10 protein-coding genes are annotated in these 11,985 nt (G+C 46.0%); 7 read left to right on the plus strand and 3 right to left on the minus strand.

The annotated features are described in order from the left end of the window. Positions 1-6 precede the first annotated feature (6 nt). Complete coding sequence (rlmD, locus tag FBF61_RS05555; protein WP_138476219.1) at positions 7-1,404, minus strand: 23S rRNA (uracil(1939)-C(5))-methyltransferase RlmD; 1,398 nt, start codon at positions 1,402-1,404, stop codon at positions 7-9. A 62-nt stretch (positions 1,405-1,466) separates the two neighbouring features. Here rlmD and FBF61_RS05560 point away from each other — a divergent pair, with 62 nt between their 5' ends. The 6 genes from FBF61_RS05560 (at position 1,467) to FBF61_RS05585 (ending at position 8,677) form a co-directional block, all read left to right on the plus strand. Next, the gene (locus FBF61_RS05560) at positions 1,467-3,674 is read left to right on the plus strand and encodes a T9SS type B sorting domain-containing protein (RefSeq protein ID WP_138476220.1); all 2,208 of its coding nucleotides are present in this window, start codon (positions 1,467-1,469) and stop codon (positions 3,672-3,674) included. Positions 3,675-3,793: 119 nt separating this feature from the next. Then, positions 3,794-4,225 carry a DoxX family membrane protein gene (locus FBF61_RS05565; protein ID WP_138476221.1) on the plus strand — a complete coding sequence of 144 codons (432 nt, stop codon included), beginning with the start codon at positions 3,794-3,796 and terminating at the stop codon, positions 4,223-4,225. Between the two features lie 653 nt (positions 4,226-4,878). After that, complete coding sequence (locus FBF61_RS05570; protein ID WP_138476222.1) at positions 4,879-5,832, plus strand: aldo/keto reductase; 954 nt, start codon at positions 4,879-4,881, stop codon at positions 5,830-5,832. A gap of 106 nt (positions 5,833-5,938) precedes the next feature. Next, complete coding sequence (locus FBF61_RS05575) at positions 5,939-6,349, plus strand: Rrf2 family transcriptional regulator (RefSeq protein WP_138476223.1); 411 nt, start codon at positions 5,939-5,941, stop codon at positions 6,347-6,349. A 64-nt stretch (positions 6,350-6,413) separates the two neighbouring features. Further along, positions 6,414-7,067, plus strand: a complete 654-nt coding sequence (locus FBF61_RS05580) for an NAD(P)-dependent oxidoreductase (protein WP_138476224.1) — start codon at positions 6,414-6,416, stop codon at positions 7,065-7,067. A 287-nt stretch (positions 7,068-7,354) separates the two neighbouring features. Beyond that, a complete protein-coding gene (locus FBF61_RS05585; RefSeq protein WP_229214929.1) occupies positions 7,355-8,677 on the plus strand; it encodes a putative porin in 1,323 nt (440 codons plus the stop codon). Here the strand turns inward: FBF61_RS05585 and FBF61_RS05590 are convergent. Next, positions 8,674-9,129: an SRPBCC family protein gene (locus FBF61_RS05590; protein ID WP_138476225.1), complete on the minus strand. Its 456-nt coding sequence runs from the start codon at positions 9,127-9,129 to the stop codon at positions 8,674-8,676. The two genes, FBF61_RS05585 and FBF61_RS05590, sit on opposite strands and share 4 nt — an antisense overlap. Before the next feature lie 120 nt (positions 9,130-9,249). Between FBF61_RS05590 and FBF61_RS05595 the strand changes: the two genes are divergently transcribed. Beyond that, on the plus strand, positions 9,250-9,696 hold the full coding sequence (locus FBF61_RS05595; protein WP_138476226.1) for an SRPBCC family protein: 447 nt from the start codon (positions 9,250-9,252) through the stop codon (positions 9,694-9,696). Between the two features lie 50 nt (positions 9,697-9,746). On the opposite strand, the gene FBF61_RS05600 is transcribed toward FBF61_RS05595, so the two are convergent. Continuing rightward, positions 9,747-11,864 carry a Tex family protein gene (locus FBF61_RS05600; protein WP_138476227.1) on the minus strand — a complete coding sequence of 706 codons (2,118 nt, stop codon included), beginning with the start codon at positions 11,862-11,864 and terminating at the stop codon, positions 9,747-9,749. Positions 11,865-11,985 lie beyond the last annotated feature (121 nt).

Raw genomic sequence — 11,985 nt, forward strand, 5'->3', positions numbered from 1 at the left:
GAGAACTCACTTCCTGACCAGCAGTGCCACATTTTCCACGTGATGCGTATTGGGGAACATATCTACCGGTTGTACTTTGGTTACTTCGTAATGATCCGCCATGAGGGCCAGGTCGCGTGCCTGGGTAGCAGTATTACAACTAACGTAAACGATCCGGTCGGGAGCCGCTTTTAAAATGGTCTCTACTACCGGCTGGTCCATACCTGCCCGGGGCGGGTCGGTAATGATCACATCCGGTTTTCCGTGTTTCTGCAAAAAACCTTCATTCATGATGTAACGCATATCGCCTGCAAAAAATGAGGTATTCGTGATCCCGTTCAATTGGGAGTTCCTGCGCGCATCTTCCACCGCAGCTTCCACATACTCCACACCAACCACCTTTTTCGCACTACGCGCCAAAAAATTGGCAATAGTGCCAGTCCCGGTATAAAGGTCATAAACCGACTCCCCGCCCGTCAGCCCGGCATATTCCCGCGCCACGTTAAAAAGATGGTATGCCTGTTCGGAATTCGTCTGGTAAAACGACTTGGGCCCCACCAGAAACGTAAGGTCTTCCATGGTTTCCCGGATGGTTGTCTCTCCCGCGTAATGAATCACCTCCTGGTCCTGGTACGAGTCATTCCCTTTCAGATTGACGATGTAATTCAGCGAGGTGATTTCACTGTGCGTCTTATGCAGATACTCCATGACGCCGGCGATCGCTTCATCGTTTTGTTCACCAAACTGAACAATCACCATCACGTCCCCGGTATTGGCCGTACGCACCACCAGATTGCGGAGAACACCTTTGTTAAAACGGACATCGTAATAAGGTATGCCCTTGGATTCTCCGAAATGATGCAATGAATTTCTGATCGTGTTCGATGGATCGGGCTGTAAATGGCAGTGGTCTACGGTAAATATTTTGTCAAAACGTTTCGGAACGTGAAAGCCGAGCGCATGCTTGGTAAAATGCGCGCCTGAATCCATCTGCTCCTTGGTCAGCCATCGCCAGTTGGAAAACGTAAATTCAAGTTTATTACGGTAATATTCCGTTTTCGGGGCCGCTATAATCGGGTTGATCTCCACATTTCTGATCTTCCCGATCCGTTCGAAATGGTCAACAACCTGTTGCCTTTTGAACCGTAGCTGATGCTGATATTCGATATGCTGCCACCTGCATCCTCCGCAAACATCAAAATGAAGACAGTACGGCTCTGTCCTGAGCGCAGATTTAGAGTGAATCTTTGTGACAACCGCCTCTTTTAATTTTTTTTTGGTCTTTACTACCTGCAAATCAACAATGTCACCGGGAGCAACATTTCCTTCTACAAAAATTACGCCGTCTTCCGATTTAAATATACATTTGCCTTCTGCCGCAAAATCGGTAATTTCAACGTACTCATACTTTGAATTCTTAAGCATATTCCTCTTTTTAATTTCTAACTCCAAATCGTATCGGGTAACATTTACTGCCACATTTAGCCATGAAGAAACGGTTCATCTTATTTTTTGTGATGCTGTTTGCATTCTCCGAAGTCAGTGCCACGCATATTGTCGGCGGCCAGCTTTTCATCACCAACAACCCGAACAGCTATTACAATTACAATATCGGATTAACGATGTATTTTGACGCACTCAATGGTAATCCGGGCGCAGAAGATCCATTTGTCAATATTTATGTGTTCCGAAAACGCGACAATGCAGCAATAGGTTACCTTCCCGCCCCAAAAATAGAACGAAAATCGGTCACCTATACTAATCCGCTTTGTGGAATATCATCTTTGGAAACATATATGATCACTTACAGCGCCACACTTCGCCTCGAACCGGCCGATTTCAGCGACCCACAGGGCTACTATATGGTGTGGGACAGGTGCTGCCGGAACGGTACGATTACCAACATCAAAAACCCCGGTGATGCCGGAAGCCTCTTTTATGTTGAATTTCCGCCTCTTGTTAAAAATTACACCAATTTTAAAAACTCCTCCCCTCTTTTCCCCGCCATTATCGGTGATTATGCTTGCGTCAATTCTCCATTCTTTTTCAATTTCGGAGGTACCGATTCTGACGGGGACAGCCTTTCATACAGCCTGATCACGCCATTACAGGGGTTTTCGGACAAAAATAATCCCAGCATAGAGGCACGCGGGTCATCCAATTATCCGACGCTCACCTGGATCGACGGCATTTCCGTCGCAAACATCATTCCTGGGCCGCAGCCACTGAAGGTCGACCCCAGAACAGGTATGTTGTCAGTAACTCCCGGCAATATCGGTTTGTATGTATTTGCCGTACGGGTAGACGAGTTCAGGAATGGACAAAAAATCGGCACGGTCACCAGGGATTTCCAGCTCAAAGTAGTGGACTGTCCAAAAATGGATCCTCCGAAACTGATGTTTAAACCTAAGGGGAAAAATATATTTTATACTGAAAATGAAATCATTACATTCAAAAAAGGCGATCCCGACTGTTTTGAAGTCATGGTTACCGACCCATCAGTCAACCAGATCGTGCGCGTGAACGGGCGGGCGGTGAATAATTCCAAAGACTATTTTACGTTGCTTCCGGCCGAATTCCGCACTACCACCGCGAATGATACCATGCGTTTTCAAGTCTGTCTGGAAGACTGCTTTGTAACTTACGACAACCGCCCCATTAAAATAGAACTCATTGCCGAAGACGGAAGCTGCCCCGTGCCACTCATGGACACACTGACCATCTTTATCCGGCGCGAAAGCAGCGGAAACACAAGTCCGACCGTAACGACTTCACTACCTGGCAACTATGTCCACGTCACGGCCGGTGTGCCTGTAACTTTCACCGTTTATGGCAAAGACCTTGATAAAGATCCCCTTGCACTTTCAGGGCGCGGCCAGGATTTTAATATGACCAGTATGGGAATGGATTTTAAAGCGGTAAATGGCACCGAGGCAATACAGCAGAATTTCACCTGGACGCCGCCTTGCAATACCCAGAAAGGTGATACGCTGGCTGTTGACTTCAAAGTGGAAGATATGCGCTGTGAAGGTAATCCGCTGGCAGTCAGCAAGCCGGTATATTTTATTGTCGACGAGTCGCCAAACAATCCGCCTTCCGTCACCACTTCGCTTATTGCGGCCGAGATCAGCCATACGATCGGTAGCTCTCCTGTCATCGAATTTGATGTCCTTGGAAACGATCCCGACACCAATATGATCAGCTTGGCGGCTTTCGGGCGCGGGTTTGATATTGCCGACGCAGGGATGATTTTTGAAGGTAAGACGGGCGTAAAACAGGTCACCTCTCCCTACTCCTGGAACCCCGACTGCTCGCTGCTGAACGGCGAAGAAGAACAGACATTTCTGATAGATTTTGTAACACAGGACAAAAGCTGTGCCGCTTCGAGCGATACCACCACCGTGAAAGTAATTGTGAAGAACAACAAATCGGAGGTTTTCCCGGAAATCCCCAATGTAATCACGCCCAACGGAGACGGTAAAAACGACTGCCTCGTTTTCCAGGACCTGCCGGAAGGCGACTGTGCCGATCAATTTCAAGATGTGACCATTTACAATCGCTGGGGAAAACAGATCTACTACTCCAAAGTAAGGGCAAACGACTGGTGCCCTACCAGCATATCAGGCGGCTACTACTACTACGTGATCCGCTACACACAAAAATCCTACAAAGGTGGCCTGACAGTCTTGAAATAAGCCTCTGCGTCACAATGCAATAGCTTTTTTCCTGTGGTATCCTGCCGTTTATTTGATTTGCCGAGAAACCGTTAACAGCCACGGGTTGTTACTCTCTATGTATCAATCAGCAGATCAAAATGACAAACAGATATCACTGGCCGTTTCTCCTAGCGCGCCTGGCCGCAGGCATGAGTATGTTCGGCCACGGCTTTGTGCGGTTGCCCAAACTCCACGGATTCAGCAACTGGATGGTTGGTCAATTTCAGAAATCCATGCTCCCGGACGCTATCGTTGTCCCATTCAGCTACTTTCTTCCTCTTGCTGAACTACTCGTCGGCGTACTGCTTCTGATAGGATTATTTACCAGGCAGGCACTCATCGCCGGGGGTTTTGTCATGATTGCGCTGATATTCGGCTCTTCCATGATTGAAGAGTGGGGCGCTATTCCGTCACAACTCATTCATACCGCTTTCTTTGCTGTCCTGCTCTGCTTCGTTAATGACAGCAATTCACTGGCAGTCGACACACTTTTAAAAAGTAATAAAAGTAAAAACAGACAAATACAGTAACGACCTATTTATACTTTTTAAAAGTGATAAATAAACCAATAGTATAAAATGATCTATACTTTTAAAATTAACAATAAGTTTATCAATCAATTAAAAGTATTATTCATTTCAAATACTTTTAAAACTATCATTACTTTTAATATTATTACAACTTTTAATATATTAAAAAAGGCACCTACTTTAAATACGACCGAGTGTTTTCGCCCAGCTGATATGAATTATTCCTTTTAATCCATTTAATATTTTACATAGTAACATACCAATTGATAAGTATTAAATGAATAATACATAATATACTTACAATATGTTTATTAAATTCTATATGTATTAACTAGATACTGACTTATTATACATTATATACTTTTATAAAATACAATACAAACTAAAAGCTGTGAGCATACAATTTGATATCAAACATAAACACATTACTTACCTTTCAATATGTTTAATACGAAGTATAATGTTGTAAAATACTGAAAGCAGAAAATGAAACACCCATATCACAACATATTATCCACATCCAACTAATCTCTCATTTGATATTTTTAAAACATTATTAACATATCAAACTTTTAATACTTATAATCATTTACAATATTTTAAATAAGTATTAAAAGTTAATACCATTTAATATTTACAAAACAAGTAACTAAATGAAAAACAGACAATTAGGTAAATCAGATTTATATGTTGCACCCATAACTCTTGGTGGAAATGTTTTTGGCTGGACTATTGATGAGGCAAAATCATTTGAAATACTCGATGCGTTCGCAGCCGCTGGTTTCAATCTCATCGACACTGCGGATGTATATTCGCGATGGGCTCCGGGCAACACGGGTGGTGAATCAGAGACCATCATCGGCAACTGGACCAAGTCAAGAAGCAACCGAAAAGACGTGATCATTGCTACAAAAGTCGGGGCGGATATGGGTCAAGGAAAAAAAGACCTTACAAAAGCTTACATATTAAAAGCCGTCGAAGACTCACTCCGCAGGCTGCAAACGGATTACATCGATCTTTATCAGACCCACTGGGACGACGTTACCACGCCAGTTGAAGAGACGCTGGAAACCTATTCGGAACTCGTTAAGTCCGGCAAAGTACGTTGGATCGGAGCCAGCAATCTCTCCCCGGAACGTCTGTTGGCCTCAATTGAAGCCAGCAAGGCGCATAATTTTCCTGCTTACCAGACTCTCCAGCCGGAGTACAACCTGTATGAAAGGGAAGGTTTTGAAAAGGAATATGAAAAAATAGCGCTGGACAATAATCTCAGTGTGATCAACTACTATGCACTAGCCAGTGGGTTCCTCACAGGCAAGTACAGAAACGAAAATGACCTCAGCAAAAGTCCGCGCGGAGGAGACGTGAAAAAATACCTGAATGACCGGGGCTATAAAATACTGGAAGCCCTCGACAAAGTCTCAGAGAGATACAATACAAAACCGGCAAGCGTTGCGATTGCCTGGCTTATTGCCCGTCCGGGTGTGGCAGCGCCCATTGCCAGCGCTACCAGCATTGAACAATTAAACGCCTTGGTTGAAGCAGCAAATTTGCAGCTGGACGACGAGGCAATCGCATTGCTGACTGCCGCAAGTGACTGGAAATAAATAAATTATCGAACATATATTGATATTGATCAATTTTTTATAGCCGGAAAATTGCTTTTCCGGCTATAAAATTCCACCTTTGTACTGTAATAATTAATGTTACAGAATGAACAACGGACGTTTCGCTATATCGGTGCACATATTGACCTTGCTGGCCGTTTCGGAGGATGAATGGACTTCTTCTGAATATCTGGCCGGCAGCATCAACATTAACCCTGTGATGGTTCGGAAAGAACTGGGTAATCTTCGTCTTCGTGGCCTTGTTGCGAGTAAAGAAGGCAAATCCGGTGGCAGCCGCCTCGCCAAACCAGCCTCCCAGATCTTTATGTCGGAGATTTATGAAGCCGTAAAACAGCAGGATTTGCTTGGCAAAGGCATTAATTCGCCCAATCCGGCTTGCCCTGTTGGCAAAAAGATCAACGAGCATCTGGACAATCTGTACGAAGAAGCGGAAAAAACACTGCTTCTCAGCCTTGGAAAGAAATCACTGGCTGAATTTGCGAAGAAATTCAATTAATTTTTTTAGCTAAAACTGTAACATTTAAAATTACAGAAATACAAAACCACTTAAAAAAACGCAAATGAAAGTAGCATTAATCGGAGCAACAGGCTTTGTTGGCTCCCACATTCTGAATGAATTGATCTCCCGCGGCCACCACGTCGTTGCGCTCGTGCGTAATCCTGCCAAATTCTCACCTGAAAGCGACCTTGTGGAGGTTAAAAAGGCCGACGTACTGAACTCCGAAGAAGTAGCCGCTGCGGTGGAGGGAACCGACGCGGTAATCAGCGCATACAATTCCGGCTGGACCAACCCGAATATCTACGCGGAGTACCTTGCAGGCTCTAAATCGATACAGGAAGGTGTAAAAAAATCCGGTGTAAAAAGAATACTGATCCTGGGCGGTGCCGGAAGCCTCGAAATTGCCCCCGGCCAGCAATTGATCGACACCGCGAATTTTCCTGCGGAATACAAACCGGGGGCGAACGCCGCGAGGGAATACCTGAATATCCTCAAAGAGGAAAAAGATCTCGACTGGACATTTTTAAGCCCGGCAATCGAAATGCACCAGGGTACTTCCGGGATAAAAAAAGGTGTTTACCGCACCGGACTGGACAACCCTGTATTCGATGAAAATGGTCGTAGCATCATTTCCGCCGAAGATCTTGCAGTGGCAATTGTCGACGAAATCGAGCAATCGAACTTCATAAAGAAGCGGTTTACGGCCGCCTACTAATTAAAAGTACATACTTAATTGAAAGTTCAAACCATTTAATACTACCTGGTAAGTATTAAATGGTTTTTATGTTAAGTAGCCTTCCACATTGTACATAAGTACCGTAAAACCGGCTCCATATCGCCCTGCCATGACATTTAATACATACGAAAAGAACTAAAAATACATTTAGTAGGAAATGCGGCAAATGTATCTATGGCAGTGAGTATAATTTATCCGCGGATTTTTCGGTTTGTGAGTCAATTTGCGGTTCTTTGCACCCCATTTGTACCAACCTGTTCAACGGAATGAAATTACGGCTCCTCAGCCTCATACTTGTTTGCAACCTGATTTTTTCGGGCGAGTCGGTCGCCCAGCGCTTTCTTATGGACCTGGTGGATACCACCAACCAGATGGGAAAGGGCATGCTATCCATCTATGAACGCTATAACCGGGTTCGGATCAGCGGGTATATCCAGCCTCAGTTTCAATTAATTACCAAAGAAGGTGCGGAAACTTATGGTGGAGGCAATTTTTCACCCATGTCCAACAACCGCTTCATGCTGCGCCGCGGCCGTCTGCGGGTTGACTATGCACATTTAAATGAACGTTCGGAACCTACCTCCTACTTTGTGTTCCAGTTCGACGGAACCGAAAGAGGCGTTGCGATCCGCGATTTCTGGGGACGTTTTTATGAGAATAAATACAAAATGTTCGCCCTCACGACAGGAATGTTTGCACGTCCGTTCGGCTATGAGGTAAACCTGTCCTCGGCCAACCGCGAAACGCCCGAACGTGGCAGAATGTCGCAGATCCTTATGAGAACGGAGCGGGATATCGGGGCAATGCTCACGGTCAGCAGCCGGAAAGATCACGGGCTCTTTACAGTCCTGAAACTAGATCTGGGTGTTTTTAACGGCCAGGGAATGTCAGGGCCAATGGACTACGACAGCCACAAGGATGTGATCGGGCGACTCAGCCTGAAACCTACCAAAATACAAAGTTTCAACGGAGCAACGTTTTCAGCGGCTGTCTCGGGTTACTGGGGCGGAATTACCAGCCAGTCGGCCGTACTGAACAAAACACGGCAACAGTCGGGTGAATATTACATGGTACGCGACTCGTCGGCGAACAATTTCAGAAAGGTCGCCCCACGTAACTATGCCGGCGCGGATGCACAGTTTTCAATCCCCAACCGCAAGGGAGAGACAGAATTCCGGGCGGAATACATACGTGGAAGACAAACTGCGACATTTGCATCCAGCGAAACGCCGGGTGTTTACCCGGTAACAAATGGCGTCAAAGATCCGCTCTACATCCGTAATTTTGATGGCGCATACTTTTATTTCCTGCAAAACCTCGGAAGCGAGGAGCACCAGATTGTGATGAAATATGATTGGTATGATGCCAATACCAGCGTGTCGGGCCGCCAGGTTTCCAGCGCAAACGGTTTCAGCAAAGCGGATTTGCGCTATGACACCGTGGGAATGGGATACGTTTATATCCCCAATTCCTCCCTCAAATTCACATTCTATTATGATTTTGTAAGAAACGAATCCTCTTCCATCACCGGCTTTGAGCAAGACGTCGCCGACGACATTTTCACCTGCCGCGTACAGTACAACTTCTAAGCTTTAAACCGCTCGTCCAGTACCTTTTTCCGGTAAGCAAATATCCCGAGTACTTCATTCCTGACAAGCAGGGTATCCACGATGTTACCAATAAACCCGAAGGGAAGTTTGTAATGGAGGATATCCTCCATCAAAACCCCTCCCGGAACTTCTGTAAATCTGTGCTGATGGTGCCAAAATGCATATGGCCCAAACCGCTGCTCATCGACAAAATACTGTCTGTCAGCAACATGTGTGATCTCTGTGCACCACTTTAATGGAATCCCGAAAAGAGGCCGAACAATGTAGCGGATAATCTGGCCCGCATACATTTTTTCTCCGTGGTGGGAAGAGGTTACCACAAATCCCATTTTAGCGGGTGTTATTTCTTTTAGATTGGCCGGATTGGAAAAGAATTCCCACGCCTCATCCAGCGATATGGGCAGTTCCTGCGTAAAATATAATTCCTGCATGAATGAAAACAATGTTTGTCGAATATACGTAAACTATCAGGCCAGTACATAAAATACATTGGACATGGCACGATTTTGGGACAAAAAATGAGAGTATCCAATTGAAAACCTGAAACCGTTATGAACCGAGAACTGATTGCCACAACATCCATCTCTATTTACGCCAGTCCGTCAGCTGTATGGAAAGCGCTGATCGATCCGGATCTGGTAAAACAATACATGCATGGCACCATCGTGAACTCCGCATGGAAAGTAGGTAGCCCGATTACCTTCACCGGCGAGTGGGAAGGTAAACCTTATCAGGATAAAGGAACGATCCTTGAAATAATCCCGGAAAGGGTTTTGAGTTTCAGTTTCTGGAGTCCGCTTTTCGGAACTGAGGATTTCGAAGATAATTACACCATCGTTACGTATCACGTTTCGGAGTATGATGACGAAACGACGCTGACCATCACGCAGGATAATCTGGAAAGTGATGAAAAAGTGGTTGCAGCGGAGGAAAACTGGATGAAAGTGGGCCGTAAAATCAAAAACATGCTGGAAGAGCAGTCCAAGCATGTTTTGTAAGAAATGACTTTCCAGGTTTGACTAAATACCCTGGAAAGTCACGCCGTTTTCTATAATTTCATACTGAGCGCAATCCGCTTTCTGGCAAGATCCACTTCGGTAACTTTAACACTTACGATCTGCTGAAGCTTAACCACCTCATTCGGATCGCGGATAAACTTGTCGGCCATTTGCGATACGTGCACGAGTCCGTCCTGCTTCACACCGACATCAACAAAAGCACCGAAGGCTGTAATGTTGGTGACGATCCCGGGCAGCACCATGCCTACCTTCAGGTCTTCGGGTTTACGGACCGAACTGTCAAACTCAAATTTCTTGACCGCTGCCCTCGGGTCGCGCGACGGCTTTTCCAGCTCCGATAATATATCCATCAGCGTAGGCAGTCCAACTGAGTCACTGATGTATCTTTCTGGCTTTACTTGCTTGCGTAATTCTCCTTTTTGTACCAGATCCTTCACCGTGGTACCCACATCTTTCGCCATTTTCTCCACCAGATCGTACCTTTCCGGATGTACTGCACTGTTATCCAATGGATTAACACCATTTTCTATTCTCAAAAACCCCGCCGCCTGCTCAAAAGCCTTTGCACCGAGACGGGGAACTTTTAAAAGTTGCTGGCGTGATTTGAAATTTCCGTTTTTGGCCCGAAAATCTACGATATTCTGCGCTAAAGCGGGTCCAAGGCCCGATACATACCGCAATAAGTGCTTACTTGCCGTGTTGAGATTTACGCCTACGGAATTTACGCAGCTTTCCACGACTACATCCAAAGCATTCTTCAATGCAGTTTGGTCTACATCATGCTGGTACTGCCCTACTCCTATTGACTTCGGATCAATTTTCACAAGCTCGGCAAGCGGATCCATCAGCCTCCGCCCGATCGACACCGAACCGCGTACTGTAACATCCTTGTCGGGAAATTCTTCCCGGGCAACATCCGAAGCCGAATAAATGGATGCCCCCTGCTCGCTGACCATATACAAACCAACCTCCTCCGTTTTCCCCAGACCCACCAGCAACTTCCTCACAAAATCCTCCGTCTCCCTCCCGGCAGTTCCATTCCCGACAGCCACTGCTTCCACTTTCCATTTCTGGATCAATGCCGAGACAGTTTGTCCCGCCTCTGCAGCTTTATCAAAAGGATAGATCACCTGGTCGGACAGCAGATTACCCTGGCTGTCGAGCACCACTACTTTACAGCCGGTGCGGTAGCCGGGATCAATAGCCAGTACATTCTTTTGCCCCAGAGGCGAGGCAAGTAGCAGCTGGCGGAGATTTTCAGTAAACACCTGAATAGCAGCAACATCTGCCTTTTCTTTCGAAATATTGGCAAACTCTGTTTCAATAGAAGGTTTTAAAAGACGCTTGTAACTATCGGAAACAGCCAGTTCGAGCTGATCCTTACTAGCCGAAGATCCTCTCACAAACAATCTGTCGAGTGCTTCAAGCGACTGATCTTCGTCCGGGGAAATATCCACGCTGAGTACCCCTTCCTCCTCACCCCGCCGTATCGCCAGCAGCCTGTGCGAGGGAATTCGTGACAGTGGCTCCGAAAACTCAAAATAATCGCGGTATTTAACGCCTTCCTCCTCTTTCTTTTTCTTTACCTTAGCTGTAACCACGCCTCCGCGCTGAAACAGGTTCCTTATCCGGGAACGCGCGTCCTGGTTTTCGTTGATCCATTCCGCAATAATGTCCCGCGCCCCCTGCAAAGCATCATCCACCGCCGGAACCTGATCGGTAAGAAATGCCTTCGCCCGTGCCGCTGGATCTGTTTCCCGTCCCCCGAAAATCAGCTGAGCCAGTGGTTCAAGCCCCCGTTCAATCGCTATGCTTGCCCGCGTTTTACGTTTTTGTTTGTATGGTAAGTAAATGTCTTCGAGCTCCACCAGCGAATACACGCCATTGATCTGCTTTTTCAGCTCCGGGGTAAGCTTTCCCTGGTCCTCTATGCTTTTGAGTATTGCCTCCCGCCGCTTCTCAACCTCCTGTTGTTTCTGCCAGGCTTCTTTAATAGCCCCGATTTGTACCTCATCCAGCCCGCCGGTGGCCTCTTTGCGATAGCGGGAAATAAATGGAAGCGTCGCCCCTTCCTCAAAAAGCTGGATCGTATTTTTGACCTGTTTCTCTGTAATCTGCGTCTGCTGCGCAATCAGCGGGTAATTCATATTGTGTATTTGCTTAAATTCAGTTTGTAATATTACTCACTCGCTGACAAAAACCATGTAAATCCTTTTATACTTTGGAACCGTAAAATACCTGGTTTACCTAAAGTCCTGATTAGGCTGG

The sequence above is a fragment of the Dyadobacter bucti genome (assembly GCF_005869225.1).
GTDB classification, from domain to species: Bacteria; Bacteroidota; Bacteroidia; order Cytophagales; family Spirosomataceae; genus Dyadobacter; species Dyadobacter bucti.